We start from the raw sequence: 22,342 nt of genomic DNA, 5'->3' as shown, positions 1-22,342 counted from the left end.
GGCCTCAGCGGTTCTTGAGCATGTCGCGGGCAACGATCACGCGCATGATCTCATTCGTGCCCTCAAGGATCTGGTGCACCCGCAGGTCGCGGACCAGTTTCTCGATCCCGTAGTCGGCAAGGTAGCCATAGCCGCCGTGCAACTGCAGACATTGGTCGACGACCTTGCTGCCGGTCTCGGTCACGAATTTCTTGGCCATGGCGCAGAACTTGGTCGCATCCGGCGCGCCAGTGTCGAGCTTCCACGCCGCTTGGCGCAGGAAGGTGCGCGCGGCTTGCAATTCGATCTCCATATCGGCAAGGCGGAATTGCAGCCCTTGGAACTGGTCGATGCTCTGGCCAAAGGCTTTGCGGTCGCCCATGTACGCCAGCGTCTTGGTCAGCGCAGTCTGCGCGGCCCCGAGCGAGCAGGCCGAGATGTTTAGCCGCCCACCATCGAGGCCTGCCATGGCGTATTTGAAGCCCTTGCCCTCTTCGCCAACAAGGTTCTCCGCCCCGATCTTGCAGTCATCAAACTGCACCAGCGCCGTCGGTTGGCTGCGCCAACCCATCTTGTCTTCCAGCCCACCGAAGCTGAGGCCCGGCGTGCCGTCTTCGACGTATACCGTGGAGACGCCGCGCGCGCCGTCGTCGGAGGTGCGGACCATGGTGACATAGGCATCCGAATAGCCACCGCCCGAGATGAACGCCTTGGTGCCGTTCAGCGTATAGCCCTCGTTGGTGCGCTCGCAGCGGGTTTTCAGCGCCGCCGCGTCGGAGCCGGAACCGGGCTCGGTTAGGCAGTAGCTCAGCACCTTCTCCATGGTGAGCACCTTGGGCATGACGCGTTCTTTCATCTCGTCACTGGCGAAAGTGTCGAGCATCTTGGCGCACATGTTGTGGATCGACAGGAACGCCGCGACCGAGGGGCAGGCCATCGACAGCGCCTCAAAGACCACCGTGGCGTCCAGACGTGTGAGCCCCGCGCCGCCAGTGTCTTCAGAGACATAAAGCCCGCCGAACCCTAATGCGCCGACCTCTGGCCAAAGCTCTTTGGGGATGGTGCCATCTTTCTCCCATTGGTGGGCGTGGGGCGCGATATTCTCCTGCCCGAATGCATGGGCCATGTCGAAAATGGCGGTCTGTTCTTCGTTCAATGCGAAATCCATCGCGGCTCCTCCCTGAAGTCATGTGTCCTTGGAACTGAACACTTGTTTAATTCTATCAGCCGAAAGGTGCCGCAACAAGCGTCACAGATCGGCGTGGTATTCCTCGATCAGATGGCGCACGACGGCCTCGCCGCCCTTGCCCTCGGGCGCTTCGGCCCAGACTTTGCGCTGACGGTCGGCGGATGTGCCCTGCTTCACCACGTCGCGCAGGGCGCAGATCTCATCGAGACATCCGAGCGCCTCGGCGTCTTCGGCGATCAGGCCGATGATTTCCTCGAACATCTGGTCGAAGGGTTTGAGCGTCGGCCCCCCGAAATCGATCAGCGTCTCGTTCACCCCGTAGCGCTGCGCGCGCCAGCGGTTTTCCTCGATCAGGAAGCGGTCATATTCGCGCCAGCGCAGGTTGCTGTCGCGCAGGCGCAGCAGGAAGCGGGTGAGGGACTGTGTCAGCCCCGCCAGCCCAAGCGCGTGTGACAGGCGCGGCTGCACATCGCAAATGCGGCTTTCCAGCGTCGGGTAATGGGTCGACGGGCGCAGGTCCCACCAGATTTTCGACTGGTCGGGAATGATATCGAGGTCAATCAACGCCTGCGTGCTGCGCTCATACTCCCCCCAACTATGCAGCAAGGGCGGCAGCCCCGTGCGCGGCATGCTCTCCATCACCGCAAGACGGTAAGACGCCAGCCCGGTGTCTTCGCCCTGCCAATAGGGCGACGAGGCCGAGAGTGCGAGCAGGTGGGGCAGGAAATAAGCGAATTGCGGCATCAGGTCGATGCGCAGGTCATCCCCCTCAATGCCCACATGGACATGCATCCCACAGCTTAGCATCCGGCGTGCGACACCGCCCAACTCAATCTCAAGCTGGTCGTAGCGTTCCTTATGCGTCGTCTCTTGGTTCTTCCAATCGGAGAAAGGATGGCAGGAGACGGCCACGGGGGACAAATTATGCTTGGCGGCGTGTCTGGAGATCGTGCTGCGCAGACGCTTTAAGTCCTCACGGGCCTCGCCCACGGTCTTGCAGGGCTTGCTGCCGATCTCGATTTGACATTGCAGAAATTCGGGGCTGACCTGATCGCCAAGGTCGTTGCGGCAATCTTCCATCAACCCTTCAGGGGTGTCAGCCAGCGCCAGTGAATCCTTGTCGACCAGAAGATACTCTTCTTCAATTCCGATGCTGAATTCTTTTTGCATGGCGCTGGCCCCGTTCTTTAGGGCCGACTGCCGCGGGGCAGCCGGCGTGATGATTTACTCCATCACCGGGATGGAGAATTCGCCACCCTCTTTGATGCCCGAAGGCCAACGGGCCGTCACGGTCTTGGTGCGGGTGTAGAACTTGAACGCATCCGGCCCGTGCTGGTTCAAATCGCCAAAGACGGATTTCTTCCAGCCGCCGAAGGTGTGGTAGGCCAGCGGCACCGGGATCGGCACGTTGACACCGACCATGCCGACGTTGATCCGGTTGGCAAAGTCACGTGCCGCGTCACCGTCACGGGTAAAGATCGCGGTGCCGTTGCCGTACTCGTGGTCCATCGCAAGGCCGATCGCCTCTTCGTAGTCCTTGGCACGCACACATGTCAGCACGGGGCCAAAGATTTCCTGCTGGTAGATGTCCATGTCCTTGGTCGCGCGGTCAAACAGATGCGGGCCGACGAAATAGCCGTTCTCATAGCCTTGCAGTTTGAAGTCGCGGCCATCGACAACCAGTTCTGCACCTTGGTCGATACCGGACTGCACCAGACGTTCGATATTGGCCTTGGCGGCAGCGGTCACAACCGGGCCGTAGTCTACGTCATTGCCGGAGGTGTAGGGGCCGACTTTCAGCTTTTCGATGCGCGGCACCAACTTCTCGATCAGACGGTCGGCAGTTTCGTCGCCCACCGGCACGGCCACGGAAATCGCCATGCAGCGTTCGCCAGCCGCACCGTAGCCCGCGCCGATCAGCGCATCGGCAGCTTGGTCCATGTCTGCGTCGGGCATGATGATCATGTGGTTCTTGGCGCCACCGAAACACTGCACGCGCTTGCCGTTGGCACAGCCGGTGGCATAGATGTATTCGGCAATCGGGGTCGAGCCCACAAAGCCCACCGACTGGATCACGTCATGGTGCAGGATCGCATCGACCGCTTCTTTGTCGCCGTTGACGACCTGAATGATGCCCTTGGGCAGACCGGCTTCTTCCAGCAATTCGGCCAGCATCAGCGGCACGGAGGGATCACGCTCGGAAGGCTTGAGGATGAAGGCATTGCCGCAGGCGATGGCGGGGGCGAACATCCACATCGGGATCATGGCGGGGAAGTTGAAGGGTGTGATGCCTGCGGTGACACCAAGCGCTTGGCGCATGGAGTACATGTCGATGCCGGGGCCCGCGCTGTCGGTGAAATCACCTTTCAGCAGTTCGGGTGCGCCGATGCAGTATTCCACCACTTCAAGACCACGCTGCACGTCACCAGCGGCGTCGGGCAGGGTCTTGCCGTGCTCACGGCTGAGCGCCTCGGCCAGCTTGTCCATGTCGCGGTTCAGCAGGGAGACGAACTTCATCAGCACGCGCGCGCGGCGCTGTGGGTTGGTCGCGGCCCATGCGGGCTGGGCGGCGGCGGCGTATTCGACGGCTTTGTTCAGCTCTTCGCCATTGGCCAGCGGCACCTTCGCCTGCACTTCGCCGGTGGCGGGGTTCATCACATCGGCAAAGCGCCCGGAAGTGCCTTTGACGTGTTCGCCGTTCAGATAGTGGGTCATCTCTTGCATGATCGGTCTCCTCTTTGGTTGGCGGTACGATAGCCTTGCAAAAAGCAATGGAACAGAGGAAGGATGGCAAAACCGTCTTGCATTTTTGCAAAGCTCTGGAAGGCAGCGAAATGGATCAGAATTGGGACGACCTGCGGCTGTTTCTAGCGGTGGCGCGCGAAGAGAGCCTGTCGGGCGCGGGCAAGCTGCTGCGGCTTGATCCCGCAACGCTGGGTCGCCGCATGGCGCGTTTGGAAAAGGCGCTGCAGACCGTGCTCTTTGTCAAATCGCCCCAAGGCTATATGCTGACCGAGGCTGGCAGTGACCTGATGCAGCGGGCAGAGCGGGCCGAGCAGGCGATGCGCGCCGCCACCGCCGGGGTGCCGGTGCAAAGCGACCAACTCTCAGGGCAGATCCGCGTGGGTGCGCCCGATGGGGCGGCGAATTATCTGCTGCCGCAGGTCTGTGCGGCCATTGCGGCGAAAAACCCCGATCTGGATGTGCAGATCATCGCATTGCCGCGCGTCTTTAACCTGTCCCGGCGCGAGGCGGATATGGCGATCGGGGTGAGCGCGCCCACGGCAGGGCGGCTGGTGGTACAGAAAGTGACGGACTACCACCTCCATCTTGCGGCCGCGGAAAGCTATCTCGCACGCCACCCCGAGGTGACCTCGGTCGGCGATCTGCAAGGGCACCGGATGGTTGGCTATATCCCGGATATGATCTTCGATCGGGAGTTGGACTACCTCGCCGACCTCGGCATCAGGCGCGTGGCCTTGGCGTCAAATTCCGTCTCCGTTCAGGTGCGGATGATCCAGCAGGGCGGCGGGATAGGCATCGCACATGACTTTTCGCTTGCCGCAACCCAAGGCGTGCGGCGCATTCTGACGCAGGCCGTCAGCCTCAAGCGGGCTTTCTATCTGATCCGCCATGCAGACGACCGCCGCAACGCCCGACTGGCGGCTTTTGCCGAGGCGCTGGCCGCCGGGCTTCGGGCCGAGACTGCCCGGCTGGAGGCCGAAGCCGCGCAGAAGACTGCGCCAAAAGCTTGACATGAAAGGATTTCGCGGTGACGCTGGAGGGGACTTTGCCCTGCATCAAAGGAGGCGCCAGATGCTCGTATCGCAGATTCTCAAGACCAAGCCCGATGGCAAGGTGGTCACGGCCAAACCCGGATTGGTGATCTCTGAGGCGGCGGCGATGCTGGCTGAAAAGCGGATCGGGACGCTGGTGATCTCGGCCGATGGCAAGACGCCGGATGGGATTCTGTCTGAGCGGGACATCGTGCGCGAACTGGGCCGTTCGGGCGCGGGCTGCCTGCAGCAGGCGGCTGAGAGCATCATGACCCGCAAGCTGGTGACCTGCAGCCGGGATGACCGCTCTGACGCGGTGTTGCAACAGATGACCGACGGACGGTTTCGCCATATGCCCGTGTTGGAAGACGGGGAACTCGTGGGGCTGATCTCTCTCGGCGACGTGGTCAAGGCGCAGTTGCAGGAACTGTCGATGGAGAAGCAGGCCCTTGAAGGCATGATCATGGGCCACTGAAGCGTTTTCAGGGGCCACGACAGGGCGATTCTGCGGGCTGACCGCGGGGCAGTGCTACCGCTAACCGACTTGCGCTTGCGGCAGTGAAATGCTTGGCTGTGCCGCAACGCAGCAGATACGCAGGACAATTACATGCGCATAGCCCTCTATCCCGGTACGTTCGACCCGATCACGCTGGGGCATATCGATATCATCCGCCGCGCCGCCCGTATGGTCGACCGGCTGGTGATCGGCGTAGCGATCAACCGCGACAAGGGGCCGCTCTTTAGCCTTGAGGAACGTGTCGCGCTGATCGAAGCGGAATGCGTGCAATTGGCCGAGGAAACCGGCGTCGAGATCGTGGTGCACCCTTTCGAAAACCTGCTGATCGACTGCGCGCGCGATGTTGGGGCGCAGACCATCGTGCGCGGTCTGCGGGCCGTGTCGGATTTTGAATATGAGTTCCAGATGGTCGGCATGAACCGGCAGCTGGACGACTCTATCGAGACGGTCTTTCTGATGGCCGAGGCCACACATCAGGCCATCGCCAGCAAACTGGTGAAAGAGATTGCGCGGCTTGATGGGGATGTCAGCAAATTTGTGACCCCTGCGGTGAACGAAGTGCTGATTGAGCGCTTTGCGCGGAAGTAGCGTCCGGAGTAGAGAGCGGACCGGGTGCGGCGCGGTTCTGCGCGGTATTTTTAAAAGGATGAAGGGGAGGGGCGTGGCGCGTGAGTGGCGGCCGCGTCTTTTTGTCTTAAGCGGCCTTGGGCGGCTATTATAGCGGCCGGGGCCAGCATGCGGTGGGAGAAGCCCATTCGTGGTCGTACCTGTAAGACCGTCAGCAGACTGCCTTGTTGCAGCGTCGTTTGATTGGTGGCGTGGTGGAAATCGGTTGAGACCAGTTTGCGGTCGGTGACCGATAGCATGCCGGTTGCGATGGGACAGAAAAGCGGGGATTTGCGCCGCGGCTTGCCTTAGCGCCAGAAGGCAACCCATTCGATTAATTCAAAGAGCTTTTTGCCGAGATAGATCATATGGTCCGCGCCATAGGCATAGAGGTCGACCATCATGGCCCCGGCGATAACGAGGGCCAGCACGATGGCGATGGAATTGGTCATGGCGCGGCTCCGGGCGGGGTTGGCCTGATATTACAGCCACGCCCCCGCCGTGCAAGCCTTAGCCCAGGTTGCCCATGGCGACGGCGACATCGGCCATGCGGACCGAGAAGGCCCATTCGTTGTCATACCAGCCCAGCACGCGCACGGTGCGGCCCGCCACGACGATGGTCTGGTCGGGGGCAAAGATGCAGCTTTCTTCGGTGTGGTTGAAGTCGATGCTGACTTTCTGTTCGGGGTCATAGGCCAGCACACGTTTCATTGGACCTTCGGCCGCGGCACGGGCGGCGGCGTTGATCTCTTCCACCGTCACGTCGCGGCTGGCTTGGAAGGTCAGGTCAACGGCGCTGACGTTGGGGGTGGGAACGCGCATGGCGGTGCCGTCGAGCTTACCTTTGAGCGCGGGCAGCACTTCGCCCAGAGCCTTGGCCGCGCCCGTGGAGGTGGGGATCAGGGCCATGGCAGCGGCGCGGGCGCGGTAGAGGTCATCGTGGCGTCGGTCGAGCGTCGGCTGGTCGCCGGTGTAGCTGTGGATCGTTGTCATCAGGCCGCTTTCGATGCCCACGGCGTCGTGCATGACTTTGGCCAGCGGCGCGAGGCAGTTGGTGGTGCAGGACCCGTTTGAGATCATCCGGTCGGAGGCGGTGAGCTGATCGTCGTTCACGCCGTAGACGATTGTTTTGTCGACGTTTTTTCCGGGCGCGGAGAGCAGTACGCGCTTGGCACCGTTCTTGAGGTGAACGTTGGCTTTGTTGCCGTCGTTGAACTTGCCGGTGCATTCCAAAACCACGTCGCAGCCGGACCAGTCCAGCTCTTCGAGGTTGTAGCTCGACATCATCTCGATGTCGTTTTGGCCGAGGTTCATATAGCCGCCGTCGACAGAGACTTCGCCGGGAAAACGGCCATGGACGGAATCGTATTTGATGAGATGCGCGGCGGTGCTGAGCGGGCCAGTGGCGTTCACCTTGATCACTTCGATGTCATCGCGCCCCGATGCCGCGATATGGCTGAGGGTGCAGCGGCCGATGCGGCCAAATCCGTTGATGCCAACTTTGATGGTCATGGTGCATTCCTTGTCATGGGCCGCGCGACGGGGGCCGTATGTCGGGGTCGCGCGTTCTATATCCGCGCAAGGCAGGCAGGGGAAAGGGGCAAAACCAAATGATTTCCGGATGTTAGCGTTAAACCTGCATGTTAGCGGTAAAGGTCGTTCCGGCTTCGGACTTGCCAGATGGGCTGCACATGCTACTTCGGTTGCAACACGCAAAAAGGGGCACGAAATGAGCGGTTTACTGGCACTTGTGGATGACGTGGCGGCGATCGCCAAAGTTGCGGCGGCGAGCGTGGATGATGTGATCGGGCAGGCGGCCAAAGCGGGCTCGAAGGCGGCGGGCGCGGTGATTGACGACGCAGCGGTGACGCCGAAGTATCTGCATGGGTTCAAGGCCGAACGTGAGCTGCCGGTGATATGGCGGATCACCAAAGGATCGTTGCGCAACAAATTGGTGTATCTGCTGCCAGTGGGGCTGCTGTTGGCGAATTTCGCGCCATGGGCGATCCCGCCTTTGTTGATGCTGGGCGGGGCATACCTGTGTTTCGAGGGGGCGGAGAAGGTTGCCCATGCGCTTGGCTGGGGGCACGGGCATGAGGATTACCCTGATAAGGAGAAGGTCGTCGAAGACCCCGCACAGCTGGAAGAGAAGAAGGCCGCAGGCGCGATCAAGACCGACTTTATCCTCTCGGCGGAGATCATGACCATCGCCCTGTCCGCGATCCCCGAGAGTAACTTTTGGATGGAAGCGGCCACGCTGGCGGCGGTGGCGGTGATGATCACTATCGCGGTCTATGGCTCCGTCGCTTTGATCGTCAAGATGGATGATCTGGGGCTGGTGATGGCGAACCGGGGGCGTTTTGGCCTGACGCGCAGCTTGGGCCGCGGGCTGGTGCGCGGGATGCCGGGGTTCCTGAAACTGCTCACCGTTGTTGGCACGGCGGCCATGCTGTGGGTCGGCGGGTCGATCATCATTCACGGGTTGGAGCAGATGGGCTTTGCTGCGCCCTACAACTGGATCCATGATATCGCGGTCAGCGTTGGCCACGTGGTCCCGGCCCAGTTTGAAGGGGCCGTCGAGTGGATCACCACGGCGGGGATTGATGGGCTCTTTGGTCTGGCGCTTGGTCTGGTGCTAATCCCGATCGGGGAAAAGATCGTCACGCCGATTTGGCGCAAGGTCTTTCACAAGGCCGCTGTGTAAAATGCGGCCTTAGTGATAGGTCAATAGAAAAGGGGCGACGGTTGAACCGTCGCCCCTTTTTGCTGTGCCGTGTGATCCGTGGATCAGAGCAACGCCTTGGCTTTCTGAGCGACATTCTCAGCAGTAAAGCCGAACCGTTCGAACAATTCTTCGGCCGGGGCAGAGGCACCGAAACGGTCCATGCCGACGAAATCGGCTTTGCCGTATTTGCCGCGCTCGCCAAAGAGCCACTGATCCCAGCCCTGACGCATGCCTGCTTCAACACCAACACGTACGGCACCACCGGGCAGCACGCGCTTGCGATAGGCTTCATCCTGCGCGGCGAAAAGTTCCATACAGGGCATGGAGACGACGCGGGTGCCGATGCCTTCGGCCTGCAAAAGATCACGCGCGGCCAGTGCCACATGCACTTCCGAACCGGTGGCGATCAGGATCACCTGACGCTTGCCCTCGGCATCGGCCAGCACATAGGCGCCTTTTTCGGTGAGGTTGTTGTTCTTGTGCTCAAGACGCACGGTCGGCAGGCCCTGACGGGTCAACGACAGAACCGATGGCGTGGTTTTGGAGGTGAAGGCAATCTCCCAAGCCTCTGCCGTTTCCACCGCGTCGGCGGGGCGGAAGACATAGGTGTTGGGTGTGGCACGGCTGATCGCCAGATGCTCGACCGGTTGGTGGGTCGGGCCATCTTCGCCAAGGCCGATGCTGTCATGGGTCATGACAAATGCCGTGGGGATTTGCATCAGCGCCGCCAGACGCATCGACGGACGCGCGTAGTCGGTGAAACACATGAAGGTGCCGCCATAGGGACGGATGCCGCCGTGCAGCGCCATACCGTTCATCGCCGCCGCCATGCCGTGCTCGCGGATGCCCCAGTAGACATAGCGCCCGCCGCGGTTGTCCACGTCAAAGACGCCCAGATCAGAGGTCTTGGTGTTGTTCGAGCCGGTCAGGTCCGCCGAGCCGCCAACCGTTTCGGGCAGGATCGGGTTCAGCACTTCGAGGGCTTTTTCGCTCGCCGCGCGGGTCGCCATCTTGGGCGCGCTCTCGGTGATCTGCTTTTTGAAGGCTTTGACGGTCGCGCTCATCTTTTTGGGCGCTTCAAGTGCCAGCGCACGGTTGAACGTCTCGCGCTTGGCGCGGGGCATTTTGTCGAAACGCTCTTCCCAAGCGCGGCGCGCGTCGGCCCCGCGTTTGCCGATCTCTTCCCATGCGGATTTCACATCCGAGGGCACTTCGAAGGGGCCAGTCGTCCAGCCATAGGCTTTCTTCGCATCTGCCATCTGGTCGGCATCCGTCAAAGCGCCGTGGCCTTTCGAGGTGTCCTGTGCCGCGTGGCCCAGAGCGATATGGGTTTTACAGGCGATCATCGTGGGCAGATCAGAGGCTTTCGCCTCGGTCAGGGCCGCGTCGATCTCATCGGGGTTGTGGCCGTCGATTTCGATCACATGCCACTGCGCGGCTTTGAAGCGCGCGACCTGATCGGTGTTGTCCGACAGGGTCACCGGGCCGTCGATGGTGATGTTGTTGTTGTCCCACATCACGATGAGCTTGCTCAGATTGTGACGGCCCGCCAGCGTGATCGCCTCTTGGCTTACGCCTTCCATCAAGCAGCCGTCGCCCGCGATGACATAGGTGTGGTGATCCACGACCTTTGCCCCGTACTGCGCGCGCAGCATCTCTTCGGCCATGGCGAAACCGACCGAATTGGCGATGCCTTGGCCGAGCGGGCCGGTGGTGGTCTCAATCGCGTCGGCGAGGAAGTTCTCCGGGTGCCCGGCTGTGCGCGCGCCCATCTGGCGGAAGTTTTTCAGCTCTTCGATGGGGAACTGCTCGTAGCCTGTCAGGTGCAGCAGCGAATACAGCAGCATGGAGCCGTGGCCTGCAGACAGGATGAAGCGGTCACGATCAGGCCAAAGCGGGTTCGCCGCGTCAAACTTGAGGTGCTTTTCGAAAAGCACGGTTGCCACATCGGCCATGCCCATCGGCATGCCGGAGTGGCCCGAATTGGCGGCGGCGACGGCATCGAGGGTCAGCGCGCGAATGGCGGTGGCCTTGGACCAGTGATCGGGGTTTGCGCGTGCGAGGGCTGTCAGATCCACGGGGCGTTCCTTTGCGGCTGTGGCAGATTGGGCCTGTGCATACCAGCGATCGGGCAAAGTTCAAGCACAACCGGGCGCCAGAAGCGGTGCGCGGCACGGGCAGAGGTGAACTCTGCGCCTCAAGTCGCTGAAACGAAAGGGGGGGCGCAATTTGCCTGCGCTTTGGCTAGGATTGCGGAAACCGGCTGATCCGGGCGATTCGCGCGCGTGACATTGCGTGGGCTGCGCGCTATCTGCCGAATATGGCAGCCATAACGGGCCGCCGCCACGGGGCACGGCAGGCGAAAACGCCGCCGATAGAGCAGGACGAACGAGGAGACTTCATGCGGATGAGTGAACTTGAAGAATATCAACGCCGCATCACGGCCGCGATGGACCGGATGGCGAAGGGGCTGGATCAGCTCAACGCCGCCCCGGCCGAGCCGGATGAGGATATCGTGCAGGCGCTGGAAGACGAGCGGCAAGCCAACGCTCAGCTGACCGACCGGGTCAAAACCCTGAAGGAAAGCCATCAGGACGAATTGACCGCCCTGCGCGATCAGATGGAATTCAACAATGACCGGGTGACCCAGCTTGATATGGACGTGCAGCGTCTGCGCCAGGCGAATGAGCAGTTGTCGGCGGCCTGTGAACAGCTGCGCTTGGCCAATGCCGAAGGGCTGGCCGACCCCAAGTTGATCGACACCGCCGTTATTGCCGAACTGGAAAGCCTGCGCGCCACCCGCGCCATTGAGATGGCCGAGATTGACGCCGTGTTAACCGCGCTGGCACCTCTGGTCGAAGACGGCGAGCCCGAACCCGAGGCGCCCGCCGAGGATGACCGCGCCGAAGAAGAACCCAAGTCAGGAGGGGCCGACTGATGCCCGAAATACGGATCACCATTGGCGGCCGCCAGTTCGAGGTCGCCTGTCAGGAAGGTGAAGAGAGCTATCTGCACGCCGCCGCAAAAATGCTGGACGATGAAGCCCGTGTGCTGAGCGATCAAGTGGGCCGCATGCCCGAGGCGCGGATGTTGCTGATGGCCGGGCTGCTTTTGGCCGACAAAACCGCCAGCGTCGAAGACCGCATCGCCGAAGTGCGCGCCGAATTGGCCGAGCGTGAGGCCGAGTTGACCAGCCTGCGCAACACCAAGATCGAGCCGGAGCGTATCGAAGTGCCCGTCGTGCCGCAGGGTGTCAAAGACACGCTGGCCGAGATCGCCGCACGGGCCGAAGCGCTGGCCGCCGAGATCGAAGAGAAGTCTGGAAAATGAGCACTGGCATCAGGGCGGCCCTCTGCGCGCTGCTCTGGGCCGCGCCCGCGGGGGCCGAGACCACCGCCGTGACCTATCTCTGTGACCGTGGGGTATCGGTGCCGGTGGTCTATGTCCCCGATGCCGATCCCGCTGTTGCGGTGCTCTATGTCGAAGGGCGGTTGATCCATTTGCAAACCATGCCCTCCGGCTCTGGCGCGCGATATGGCTGGCCTTCAGATGGGTCGTCCTATGAATGGTGGGAACATCAGGGCCGTGCGCGCCTTGGCTGGCACGAGGGGGCCAGCGACGCGGTGACGCCGATCTATACGGACTGTGTGCCGCAAGATTGACCCCATGCGGGATTGCGGCGCGGGCGGCAATATGCTCTGGGGGGCGCGAAAAGTGCCCCTTGGGCGCTGGCTCTTGCGACGCAACAATCAGGACACTCTCCCATGACCGTGAAACCCCGCATCATCATCTCAAGCGACCATGCCGACATCGCCCTGCGCCAAGACATCGCGCGCCATGTGGCCGAGCGCGGTTTTGAGGTCGAAGACATTGGCCCGGCAACGGCAGAGAGCACGGATTACCCCAAACACGGCGAAGCCGCCGCACGACGCATCGCTGCGGGGGAATTCGACCTTGGCATCCTGATCTGCGGCACGGGGCAGGGCATCATGATGGCGGCGAATAAGGTCAAGGGCATTCGCTGCGGCGTCTGTGCCGATACCTTTTCGGCCAAGATGATCCGGGCTCATAACGACGCGAATATGCTGTCGATGGGCGCGCGGGTGATTGGGGCCGGGCTTGCGCTTGAGATCGTGGATGCCTTCCTCGATACCGAGTTTGAAGGCGGGCGTCATGGCCGCCGCGTCGATATGATCACGGCGATTGAAGACTGAGGTTAAGGAGCTGCCGGGGCGCGCCCGTTTGGGGTGCGTTCGGGGCGGTTTCGACACCGAGTTTGCAGGGCGCTATCGCTGGTGGTGCTGCGCGGGGCGCCTGCAGGTGCCGGACAAAAAAACACCCCGGAGGGCCAAGCCGCTCCGGGGTGTTTTCGTCTAACCTGTGGTCGCTTTAACCGTTGGCTTCGCGGATCTTGTCCGCAGCGTCCTTATCAAAGGTCACGCCATTCTCGGCAAAGAGCGTGTCCAACTCGCCCGAGAGCGTCATCTCGGTGATGATGTCACAGCCACCGACGAACTCGCCTTTGACGTAAAGCTGCGGGATGGTCGGCCAGTCAGAGAAATCCTTGATCCCCTGACGCAGCCCCTCATCGGCCAGCACGTTCACATCGGCAAAGTTAACGCCCATGTAGTTCAGCACCCCGGCCACGCGGCTGGAGAAACCGCACTGCGGCATTTCCTTGGTGCCTTTCATAAACAGAACCACGTCGTTTTTGGTGATTTGTTCTTTGATCTGGTTGGCGGCATCGCTCATGTCATTTGTCCTTCGTATCTGATTTCTTGAACGCAGCGTGATAGCGCCGCGCATAGGTTTCATCGTCGGCCCAGGGCTTCACATCCAACTCGGCCCCGCCGAGAAAGAAACCGCCCCGTTTCTTCGTCCAATTCGTCTGCCCGCGCTCAAGGCTCTCATTGCGCCGCGCGGTGCTGGCCACGGCATCCAGATCCAGCGCCTCCATTCCCAGCGGCACTTTGCCGGTCTCAGGGCGCGGAGGCTGGCGTTGCGCCAGCGGCACATGCCGCCCGCGTCGCGCACGGTGTTGGGCATAGGCGGTGGCGACGATCCCGCCCAGAACAACCGCTGCGGCCCAGCCCCACATCGTTAGTCCGGCGTCCGTGTGGTCAGCGCCAGCGCGTGCAAATCGCCGTTCGATCCGTCCATCTTGCCCTTAAGGGCCGCATAAACGGCGCGTTGTTGCTGGACCCGGTTCATACCGCGAAAGCTTTCGTCGACGACCATCGCCGCCATATGCACACCATCATTGCCTTCGACGGTGATCTTGGCGTCCGGAAAGGAAGCGCGGATCAGGTCTTCGATTTCGCTGGCTTGCATGGGCATGGGGTGGCTCCGGGTGTTGTGATATCTTGGCCTAGATGTAGTGCCGCACTGCGCTGCGTGCAAGGCGAAGCCGTGGCCGCATCGGGCATTGACCTTTGCCCGCGTTGCAACACACTCTGCGCCCTCACGGCGAAAGGACGACAGATGGACCGGATCCCCGAACAAGCGCTCGACTGGGCCGAGGCCGGACAGCCCGTGGCACTGGCCACGGTGGTGGAAACATGGGGCTCCGCCCCGCGGCGCGCGGGCGCGCAACTGGTCGTGGCGGGTGACGGCACGATGATGGGCTCGGTCTCTGGCGGCTGTGTTGAAGGGGCCGTGGTGGTCGAGGCGCTGGAGGCGCTGGAGGACGGGCGCACGCGGCTGTTGGAATACGGCGTCAGCGACGGCGACGCCTTCGCCGTGGGATTGGCCTGCGGCGGCACGATCAAAGTGCTGGTGGAACCGGTAGGGCCTGACGCATTACCCCTAGAGATGCTGCGGGAACTCGTTGCGAAACGCGCGGCGCGGCAGGCCGTGGCCTATGAGGTTGCCCTTGATGGCAGCCACCGCCACCTGTCGCATGAGGGACACCAAGACCGTTTCCGCCGGGACCGGTCTGGCGTTGAGGAAGACAGCGGGCGTTTCATCGCCATCCACAACCCGCCACTGCGCCTCGTGATCGTCGGCGCGGTGCATATCGCGCAGCATTTGGTGCGCATGTCGGGCGAGGCTGGGTTTGACCCCATCGTCGTTGACCCGCGCGAGGCCTTCGGCTCTCCTGCGCGCTTCCCCGACTGTCGGCTTGTGAATGACTGGCCCGATGCCGCGCTGCGCGAGATTGGCCTTGATGCCCGCTCTGCCGTTGTTTTGCTGACCCATGACCCCAAACTCGACGATCCGGCGTTGCATGTGGCGCTTGGGTCGGATGCGTTCTATATCGGCGCGCTCGGCTCGACCCGAACGCAAGCCAGCCGTCTGGCGCGGTTGGAGGAGGCGGGCGTGGCGGCAACGCAAGCGGCGCGGATCAACGGACCGGTCGGGCTTGATATCGGTGCGGCAAGCCCCGCCGAAATCGCCGTCTCGATCCTTGCTCAGATGATCCAAAGCCTGCGTCGGTCATGAGGTTCGGCCCGGTTCCTTTAAGCGATGCCCTTAACGCGACGCTGGCGCATTCCGTGGCCGTTGCAGAGGGGCGTCTGCGCAAGGGGCGGGTGTTGGAGCAGCCCGATATCGACGCGCTTTCGGCTGCAGGCATCGAAGAGGTGATCGTCGCCCGGCTCGACCCCGGCGACATTGACGAAAACGCCGGTGCTGCCAAATTGGCCCAAGCGCTCTGTGGTCCGGGTCTTCGGATGTCGAACCCCTTTACCGGGCGGGTAAACCTGCTTTCCGATGGGCCGGGTGTGGTGGTGATGGACCGCGCGGCGCTGGAGGCGGTTAATGCGGTGCATCCGATGATCACGCTGGCCACGGTACCGCCCCATCAACAGATGGGCGAGAACGGCATGGTGGCGACAATCAAGATCATATCCTACGCCGTGCCTGCCGAGGCGGTGGCGACCGCCTGCGCGGCTGCGGGAGAGGGCGCGCTGCGCCTTGCGCCACCCGTCCTGCGCGATGCGACGCTCATCATCACCGATGTCCCCGGCGGCGCCGGAGAGAAGGGCCGCGCGGCGGTAGAGGGGCGGCTGAAGGCCCTGAACGTGACGCTGAAAGATGCCACAACGGTTCCCCATCGCACCGCCCCGCTGGCCGAAGCCATTGCGGCTGCACAGACCGATCTGATCCTGATCCTCACCGCCTCAGCCACTTCTGACATCAATGACGTGGCCCCGATGGCCCTGCGCACCGCGGGGGGCGACGTGACGCGCTTTGGCATGCCGGTGGACCCCGGCAATTTGCTCTTTCTCGGCCACCTTGGGGGCCGCGCCGTGATTGGCCTGCCGGGCTGCGCCCGCTCGCCTGCGCTCAACGGCGCGGATTGGGTGCTGTCGCGGCTGGTCTGCGGCATTCCCGTCACCAGCGCGGATATCGCGGGCATGGGGGTGGGCGGATTGCTCAAGGAAATTCCGACCCGCCCGCAGCCGCGAAACCCCGGCAAAAGCGCAGGCGGCGGCTGAGAAAAAGCCCTCGGAAAATATATGTTCTCAACTAGGGCTTGTCGTGCTTAACTGCCTCTAACAAGCGTCAGACTGGGAGGAAGAACATGACACAGGTCAAGATGACCGTGAACGGCAAACCGGCGTCGGGAGAGGTCGAGGGCCGCACGCTGCTGGTGCAATTCCTGCGCGATGATCTCGAACTCACCGGCACCCATGTGGGCTGCGATACCAGCCAATGCGGAGCCTGCGTGGTCCATGTGAATGGCAATGCGGTCAAAGCCTGCACCATGTTCGCGATCGAGGCGGATGGCGCCGAGGTGGACACCATCGAAGGGCAGGCGGCTCCTGATGGCACGCTCAACACCATCCAGCAGGCGTTTCAGGATCACCACGGGCTGCAATGCGGATTTTGCACGCCGGGCATGGTGATGTCGGCGGCTGCCCTACTCAAGGACAACCCCAAGCCAAGCGAGGCCGAGGTGCGCCATTACCTTGACGGCAATATCTGCCGCTGCACCGGCTACCACAACATCGTCAAAGCGATCATGGCCGCCAGTGGTCAGGACGTCAGCGCGCTGGCAGCAGAGTAAAACGCCAGAAATTGCGTCGCGCTGTGCAGACTGGCCTTGGCGGAGGGAGGACCGCCAAGGCCGGGGAGCCGCGTGACAGATAAGGTGCGCATGCACCGCCACCAAACGGGAGGACATTATGCCAAAGGATTTTGAACCGAGCAGCGGAATTGGGGCCAGCAGCAAACGGCGGGAGGACATTCGCTTTCTCACCGGGTCGGGGCGCTATACCGATGACATCAACCTGCGCCGCCAGACCCATGTATTTTTCCTGCGCTCGGACGTGGCGCATGGGCGGTTGACGGGGGTCGATACCTCTGCCGCCGAAGACATGCCCGGCGTGCTGAAGATTTTCACCGGCGCGGATTTTGCCGAAATCGGCGGCATGCCCTGTGGCTGGCAGATCACCGACAAACACGGCCAACCGATGCAAGAGCCGAAACACCCGGTGCTGGCCCATGAAAAGGTCCGCCATGTGGGGGAACCAATCGCCGCCGTGGTGGCCGAGACTTTGGCACAGGCGCGAGACGCCGCCGAGGCGATTGTGGTCGACATCGACGAGCTGCCCGCCGTGGTCAACATGAAGGAGGGGGTCAAAGACGATGCGCCTAAGGTGCACGACGATCTGACCAGCAACCTCTGCTACGATTGGGGTTTTGTTGAGGAAAACAAAGACGCGGTTAACAAGGCCTTTGAGGAGGCCCACCATGTCACCACGCTGGAACTGGTCAACAACCGCCTTGTGGCCAACCCGATGGAGCCGCGCGTGGCCATCGGCGAGTACGACCGCTCGGCTGGCGATTATACGCTCTATACCACCAGCCAGAACCCGCATGTGATCCGCCTGCTGATGGGCGCCTTTGTGCTGGGCATCCCCGAGCATAAGCTGCGCGTTGTGGCCCCGGATGTGGGCGGCGGTTTCGGCACCAAGATTTTCCACTACCAAGAAGAAGCCTTTTGCACCTTTGCCGCCAAGGCGGTGGGGCGTCCGGTGAAATGGACCTCCAGCCGGTCGGAGGCTTTCATGTCGGATGCCCATGGCCGGGACCATGTGACCAAGATCGAACTGGCGCTGGATGCCGACAACAATTTCACCGCCCTGCGCACCGATACCTACGCCAATATGGGGGCCTATCTGTCGACCTTTGCGCCCTCGGTGCCGACGTGGCTGCATGGCACGCTAATGGCGGGGAACTACAAAACGCCGCTGATCTATGTGAACGTTAAGGCGGTCTTTACCAATACCGTGCCAGTAGATGCCTATCGCGGGGCCGGACGGCCCGAGGCGACCTATCAATTGGAGCGTCTGATCGACAAGGCCGCGCATGAGTTGAAGGTCGACCCGATCAAACTGCGCCGCCAGAACTTCGTGACGGAGTTTCCCTATGCCACGCCGGTGGCAGTGGAATATGACACGGGCGACTACAACGCCACGATGGACAAGCTAGAGGAGATTGCCGACCACGCCGGTTTCGAAGCCCGTCGCAAGGAAAGCGAAGCCAAAGGCAAGCTGCGCGGTTTCGGCGTGAACTGCTATATCGAGGCTTGCGGCATCGCGCCGTCGAACCTTGTCGGCCAACTGGGTGCACGTGCGGGCCTGTATGAAAGCGCCACGGTGCGGGTGAACGCGACCGGCGGGCTGGTTGTCATGACCGGCAGCCACAGCCACGGGCAGGGGCATGAGACCTCTTTTGCGCAAGTGGTGGCCGATATGATTGGCATTGATGAGAATATGGTCGAGATCGTCCATGGCGACACGGCGCGCACACCGATGGGCATGGGCACCTATGGCTCACGCTCGCTGGCTGTGGGCGGCAGTGCCATGGTGCGCGCGACGGAAAAGATCATCGCCAAGGCCAAAAAGATCGCCAGCCACCTGCTCGAAGCGTCGGAAGGGGATATCGAGTTGAAGGATGGGGCCTTCAGCGTCGCGGGCACAGACAAATCCGTGGCTTGGGGCGATGTTACGCTCGCGGCTTACGTGCCGCATAACTATCCGCTAGAGGAGATCGAACCGGGTCTTGAGGAAACCGCCTTTTATGACCCGTCAAACTTTACCTATCCGGCGGGGGCCTATGCCTGCGAGGTCGAGCTTGATCCCGAAACCGGCCATGTCATCGTTGAGCGGTTCACAGCTGCCGATGACTTTGGCAATGTGGTGAACCCGATGATCGTTACCGGCCAAGTGCATGGCGGCTTGGCCCAAGGGATCGGTCAGGCTTTGTTGGAGAACTGCGCCTATGACGAAGACGGCCAATTGCTCAGCGCGTCTTACATGGATTACGCCATGCCCCGCGCCAGCGATCTGCCGTTCTATGACGTGGATCATTCCTGCCAGACGCCCTGCACCCACAACCCCTTGGGCGTCAAAGGCTGCGGGGAGGCGGGGGCGATTGGCTCGCCGCCTGCCGTGGTAAACGCGGTCCTCGACGCCATGCGCTCGGGCGGCAAGGACATCGGCCATATCGACATGCCGGTGAGCCCCGCGCGGGTTTGGGAGGCGATGAATGGCTGAGCGCCTTGGCCTACTGAAAAGTGTATTGGACAAAGAGGCGACGCTTTGCGGCCTCTGGGAAGGATGAAAGATGTATGAATTCGAAGTAGAGCGCCCCAGCAGCGTGGCGGATGCGGTCAAAGCCTTGGGGCAGGAAGACGCGCAACCGCTGAGCGGGGGGCAGACGCTGATCCCCACGCTGAAGGCGCGGCTGGCGATGCCCTCGGTTCTGGTGTCGCTGGCGGGGATTGATGCGTTGAAAGGCGTGGAAATGCGCGATGGCGCGCTTTGGATTGGCGGCGGCACGACCCACGCGACCGTCATGCGCGAGGCCGCGGAGAGCTATCCCGCCTTGGCCAGCCTCGCCGCGCGGATCGGTGACCCGGCGGTGCGCAACCGCGGCACGATCGGCGGATCGCTTGCCAATAATGATCCCTCTGCCTGCTATCCCGCCGGGGCCTTGGCCAGCGGGGCGACGATTGAAACCGACCGGCGCGAAATTGCGGCGGATGACTATTTTCAGGGCATGTTCACCACCGCCTTGGAAGAAGGGGAGATCGTGACCGGCGTGCGCTTTCCCATTCCGCAGGCCGCGCATTACGAGAAGTTCATCCAACCCGCCTCACGCTTTCCGCTGGTCGCGGCCTATGTCGCCCGGTTCGGTGATGGGGTGCGCGTGGCGATCACCGGCGCGTCGAATGATGGTGTCTTCCGCTGGACGGAGGCCGAAGCCGCTTTGTCTGGCCGGTTTGAGGCTGGTGCCTTAGAGGGGCTCACCCTCGGTTCGGATGATATGATCAGTGATCTGCACGGCAGCGGCGCCTACCGCGCGCATCTTTGCGGCGTGATGACCCGCCGCGCTGTCGCAGCCATCGCCTGATAGTCGATAACACTTTGTAAACCTTTGCCGCGTCCCCGGATGGGGGCGCGGTATTTTCATGGGATAAGGTATTGATATTGGATAGCGGAACCAGCGCCCCCATTATGCGTTGGGTGACAAGCGCTGCCCGAACGGCGTTCCCGTAATAATGAGGACGTGAACATGAAAAACCTACTGAGATCTACGACTTCGCTGGGTCTGAGCCTTGCATTGGCCTTCCCGCATGGCGCTTTCGCTCAGGAGCAGAATCTGGCCGAATGCGGCCCCGTGGGCGAAGCGACAGAGTTTCCCTGCGCATTTGACGATCAAACGGTAGAGAACGCCGAAGAGTTGCGCGTCATCGCCGGGCTGAGCGCTGATGCGGAAGCTTCGGCGGAAGTGGAAGCCGAAGCGGAAGCTGAAGTTGAAACCGAGGCCGAAGCGGAACCCGGTTCTGTCTTGGACCAAGCTGCCGATGCGGTTGAGTCCACTGGCGATGCCGCCGCTGCCGCTGTAGACAGCGCGGTTGAACAGGCCGACGAAGCGGCTGATGCCGAAGAGGCGCAAGCTGAAGCTGCCGCCGAAGCTGCGTCGGAAGCCGAGGCCGAGGCGACTGCTGAAGCCGAAGTTGACGAAGAGGTAGAGGCCGAAGCGGAAGCAGAAGCAGAGGTTGAGCAAGAGGTCGAAGCCGAACCCGTCGTCGAGCAAGAGGCTGAAGTCGAAGCCGAGACCATGCAGGACGCGGAAGTTGAGGCCGAAACCACTGCAGAAGCCGAAGCAACTGCTGATACAGCGGCCGAGACCACCGAGCCCGTAGAAACCACCGAAAGCGAGTTGGAGGCCGAAACTGCGACCGAAGCAGAAGCGGTCCAGAATGACGATGCTACTGCCACTACCGCGCAGGATGCCGAAACCGAAGCCGAAATGAGCGGCGAAGCGGTGGGCGAAGAAGACAACGCTGGTCTGACCGAAGAGCAGATCCAAGCCCGTGAAGAGCGCCGCGAAGCCCGCCGTGCCGAGCGCCGCGAAGAGCGTCGCGAGGAACGCCGTGCCGAGCGTGAGGCCGCCGCAGCTGCGGCTGCCGCTGCTGCCGAAAGCGATGCGGAAGCAGAAGTAGTAACCGAAGAAGTCACCGAAGAGGACGTGCGTACCTCGGACGAAGATTTCGACACCAAAGTGACCGCCGCTGGCGAAGCCGAAGCAGCGGCCTCAAACGATGACGACAGCGGTCTGTCGGACTTCGAGAAAGCCTTGCTGCTTGGCCTTGGCGCCGTGGCCGTGGGGTCGGTGCTGAACAACGGTGAAAAGATCGTCAGCCGTTCCGGTGACCGTGTGGTTGTTCAGGACGATACTGGTGAGTTGCGTGTTCTGAAGGACGACAATGCGCTGCTGCGTCGCCCCGGCGATGAAGTGCAAACGCAGACCTTTGACGACGGCTCCACCCGTACCATCGTGACCAAGAACGATGGCAGCCGGGTCGAGACCATTCGTTCGCGCGATGGTACCGTGCTGCGCCGCACCAACTTTGACGCACAGGGCCGCGAGTACGTGCTCGTTGATGACCTTGTCGAAGAGCGCGAAGTTGTGGTGAACGACCTGCCGCAGGTTCAGGAAACCCAGCAGGCTCAGCGCGCCAGCACGCAAGACGAAGCGGCGCTGCGTCAGGCACTGCAAACGGAATTGCGCAACGACCAGGGGCGGACATTCTCCCTGCGTCAGGTGCGCGAAATCCGTGAGGTGCGCTCTCTCGCGCCGCAGTTGGAACTGGACGCTGTGCGCTTCCCCACAGGCTCTGCTGCGATCCAGCCCGAGCAGGCCCGTTCGCTTGCCAATATCGGCACCACACTGCGTGACCTGATCCAAAAGGATCCGCGCACCGTGATCCTTGTCGAAGGGCATACGGATGCGGTTGGCGATGCGAGCTACAACCTCGCCCTGTCGGACCGCCGTGCAGAGACCGTTGCACTGGCTCTAACGGAGTACTTCGATGTACCGCCTGCCAACCTGATCACGCAGGGCTACGGCGAAAGCCAGCTGCGCGTGCCGACGACGTCAGCGGAACCTGCGAACCGCCGTGCGGTCGTGAGGAATATTACCGGTCTGCTGCGTTAAGCAGACCTACCCCTAAAATGAAAACGCCCCCAGAGCGATCCGGGGGCGTTTTGCGTTATGGGCTGTAAGTTGATCAATCGGGCCCGCCGTGCGGA

General features: G+C 62.2%; 23 protein-coding genes. 14 read left to right on the top strand and 9 right to left on the bottom strand.

Annotated elements, in window-relative coordinates:
- Window positions 1-4 precede the first annotated feature (4 nt).
- From A3722_RS09395 to A3722_RS09385, 3 genes are all read right to left on the bottom strand, one after another.
- Window positions 5-1,147, bottom strand: a complete 1,143-nt coding sequence (locus A3722_RS09395; protein WP_067629167.1) for an acyl-CoA dehydrogenase family protein — start codon at window positions 1,145-1,147, stop codon at window positions 5-7.
- 81 nt (window positions 1,148-1,228) lie between these two features.
- Window positions 1,229-2,338 (bottom strand): carboxylate-amine ligase, encoded by a 1,110-nt coding sequence (locus tag A3722_RS09390; RefSeq protein WP_067629166.1) that lies wholly within the window; start codon window positions 2,336-2,338, stop codon window positions 1,229-1,231.
- 54 nt (window positions 2,339-2,392) lie between these two features.
- The gene (locus A3722_RS09385) at window positions 2,393-3,892 is read right to left on the bottom strand and encodes a CoA-acylating methylmalonate-semialdehyde dehydrogenase (RefSeq protein ID WP_067629164.1); all 1,500 of its coding nucleotides are present in this window, start codon (window positions 3,890-3,892) and stop codon (window positions 2,393-2,395) included.
- Window positions 3,893-4,002: 110 nt separating this feature from the next.
- Between A3722_RS09385 and A3722_RS09380 the strand changes: the two genes are divergently transcribed.
- From A3722_RS09380 to coaD, 3 genes are all read left to right on the top strand, one after another.
- The gene (locus A3722_RS09380; RefSeq protein ID WP_067629178.1) at window positions 4,003-4,923 is read left to right on the top strand and encodes a LysR family transcriptional regulator; all 921 of its coding nucleotides are present in this window, start codon (window positions 4,003-4,005) and stop codon (window positions 4,921-4,923) included.
- A 61-nt stretch (window positions 4,924-4,984) separates the two neighbouring features.
- Window positions 4,985-5,419, top strand: a complete 435-nt coding sequence (locus A3722_RS09375; protein ID WP_067629162.1) for a CBS domain-containing protein — start codon at window positions 4,985-4,987, stop codon at window positions 5,417-5,419.
- A gap of 132 nt (window positions 5,420-5,551) precedes the next feature.
- Window positions 5,552-6,049: a pantetheine-phosphate adenylyltransferase gene (gene coaD, locus A3722_RS09370; protein WP_067629160.1), complete on the top strand. Its 498-nt coding sequence runs from the start codon at window positions 5,552-5,554 to the stop codon at window positions 6,047-6,049.
- A 326-nt stretch (window positions 6,050-6,375) separates the two neighbouring features.
- Here coaD and A3722_RS24550 read toward each other — a convergent pair whose 3' ends face one another.
- Window positions 6,376-6,519: a hypothetical protein gene (locus A3722_RS24550; RefSeq protein ID WP_201721995.1), complete on the bottom strand. Its 144-nt coding sequence runs from the start codon at window positions 6,517-6,519 to the stop codon at window positions 6,376-6,378.
- A gap of 58 nt (window positions 6,520-6,577) precedes the next feature.
- Window positions 6,578-7,579, bottom strand: coding sequence for a type I glyceraldehyde-3-phosphate dehydrogenase (gene gap / locus A3722_RS09365; protein WP_067629158.1), 1,002 nt, complete (start codon window positions 7,577-7,579; stop codon window positions 6,578-6,580).
- Between the two features lie 217 nt (window positions 7,580-7,796).
- Here gap and A3722_RS09360 point away from each other — a divergent pair, with 217 nt between their 5' ends.
- Window positions 7,797-8,771 (top strand): DUF808 domain-containing protein, encoded by a 975-nt coding sequence (locus tag A3722_RS09360; protein ID WP_067629156.1) that lies wholly within the window; start codon window positions 7,797-7,799, stop codon window positions 8,769-8,771.
- An 83-nt stretch (window positions 8,772-8,854) separates the two neighbouring features.
- Here the strand turns inward: A3722_RS09360 and tkt are convergent, their stop codons facing one another.
- The gene (gene tkt, locus A3722_RS09355; protein WP_067629154.1) at window positions 8,855-10,870 is read right to left on the bottom strand and encodes a transketolase; all 2,016 of its coding nucleotides are present in this window, start codon (window positions 10,868-10,870) and stop codon (window positions 8,855-8,857) included.
- 329 nt (window positions 10,871-11,199) lie between these two features.
- Here tkt and A3722_RS09350 point away from each other — a divergent pair, with 329 nt between their 5' ends.
- From A3722_RS09350 to rpiB, 4 genes are all read left to right on the top strand, one after another.
- On the top strand, window positions 11,200-11,730 hold the full coding sequence (locus tag A3722_RS09350) for a hypothetical protein (RefSeq protein WP_067629153.1): 531 nt from the start codon (window positions 11,200-11,202) through the stop codon (window positions 11,728-11,730).
- Window positions 11,730-12,122, top strand: coding sequence for a cell division protein ZapA (locus A3722_RS09345; RefSeq protein ID WP_067629152.1), 393 nt, complete (start codon window positions 11,730-11,732; stop codon window positions 12,120-12,122). The genes A3722_RS09350 and A3722_RS09345 overlap by 1 nt, the downstream gene beginning before the upstream one ends.
- Window positions 12,119-12,454, top strand: coding sequence for an MliC family protein (locus A3722_RS09340; RefSeq protein WP_082849429.1), 336 nt, complete (start codon window positions 12,119-12,121; stop codon window positions 12,452-12,454). The genes A3722_RS09345 and A3722_RS09340 overlap by 4 nt, the downstream gene beginning before the upstream one ends.
- Before the next feature lie 102 nt (window positions 12,455-12,556).
- The gene (rpiB, locus tag A3722_RS09335) at window positions 12,557-13,006 is read left to right on the top strand and encodes a ribose 5-phosphate isomerase B (protein ID WP_067629151.1); all 450 of its coding nucleotides are present in this window, start codon (window positions 12,557-12,559) and stop codon (window positions 13,004-13,006) included.
- Between the two features lie 175 nt (window positions 13,007-13,181).
- On the opposite strand, the gene grxD is transcribed toward rpiB, so the two are convergent.
- The 3 genes from grxD to A3722_RS09320 are packed head-to-tail and all read right to left on the bottom strand — an operon-like array spanning window position 13,182 to window position 14,129.
- Complete coding sequence (gene grxD, locus A3722_RS09330) at window positions 13,182-13,544, bottom strand: Grx4 family monothiol glutaredoxin (RefSeq protein WP_067629150.1); 363 nt, start codon at window positions 13,542-13,544, stop codon at window positions 13,182-13,184.
- Window position 13,545: 1 nt separating this feature from the next.
- Window positions 13,546-13,890, bottom strand: coding sequence for a hypothetical protein (locus tag A3722_RS09325; protein WP_082849428.1), 345 nt, complete (start codon window positions 13,888-13,890; stop codon window positions 13,546-13,548).
- 2 nt (window positions 13,891-13,892) lie between these two features.
- Complete coding sequence (locus A3722_RS09320) at window positions 13,893-14,129, bottom strand: BolA family protein (protein ID WP_067629149.1); 237 nt, start codon at window positions 14,127-14,129, stop codon at window positions 13,893-13,895.
- A gap of 144 nt (window positions 14,130-14,273) precedes the next feature.
- Here A3722_RS09320 and A3722_RS09315 point away from each other — a divergent pair, with 144 nt between their 5' ends.
- The 6 genes from A3722_RS09315 to A3722_RS09290 all read left to right on the top strand — a co-directional run bounded on the left by A3722_RS09315 (window position 14,274) and on the right by A3722_RS09290 (window position 22,247).
- On the top strand, window positions 14,274-15,233 hold the full coding sequence (locus A3722_RS09315; RefSeq protein WP_067629148.1) for an XdhC family protein: 960 nt from the start codon (window positions 14,274-14,276) through the stop codon (window positions 15,231-15,233).
- The gene (locus A3722_RS09310) at window positions 15,230-16,231 is read left to right on the top strand and encodes a molybdopterin-binding protein (RefSeq protein WP_067629146.1); all 1,002 of its coding nucleotides are present in this window, start codon (window positions 15,230-15,232) and stop codon (window positions 16,229-16,231) included. Before A3722_RS09315 ends, A3722_RS09310 begins: the two co-directional genes overlap by 4 nt.
- Before the next feature lie 86 nt (window positions 16,232-16,317).
- Window positions 16,318-16,803, top strand: a complete 486-nt coding sequence (locus tag A3722_RS09305; protein WP_067629144.1) for a (2Fe-2S)-binding protein — start codon at window positions 16,318-16,320, stop codon at window positions 16,801-16,803.
- A gap of 118 nt (window positions 16,804-16,921) precedes the next feature.
- On the top strand, window positions 16,922-19,297 hold the full coding sequence (locus tag A3722_RS09300) for a xanthine dehydrogenase family protein molybdopterin-binding subunit (RefSeq protein WP_067629142.1): 2,376 nt from the start codon (window positions 16,922-16,924) through the stop codon (window positions 19,295-19,297).
- Between the two features lie 70 nt (window positions 19,298-19,367).
- The gene (locus A3722_RS09295) at window positions 19,368-20,156 is read left to right on the top strand and encodes an FAD binding domain-containing protein (protein WP_067629140.1); all 789 of its coding nucleotides are present in this window, start codon (window positions 19,368-19,370) and stop codon (window positions 20,154-20,156) included.
- 162 nt (window positions 20,157-20,318) lie between these two features.
- Window positions 20,319-22,247, top strand: a complete 1,929-nt coding sequence (locus tag A3722_RS09290) for an OmpA family protein (protein ID WP_067629138.1) — start codon at window positions 20,319-20,321, stop codon at window positions 22,245-22,247.
- Window positions 22,248-22,342: the final 95 nt, after the last annotated feature.

The sequence above is a fragment of the Sulfitobacter sp. HI0027 genome, assembly GCF_001634775.1.
In the GTDB taxonomy this organism is placed as follows: Bacteria; Pseudomonadota; Alphaproteobacteria; order Rhodobacterales; family Rhodobacteraceae; genus Sulfitobacter.
Note: the sequence above shows the minus strand (reverse complement) of the source record. Positions and strands in the feature narration are given on the sequence as shown.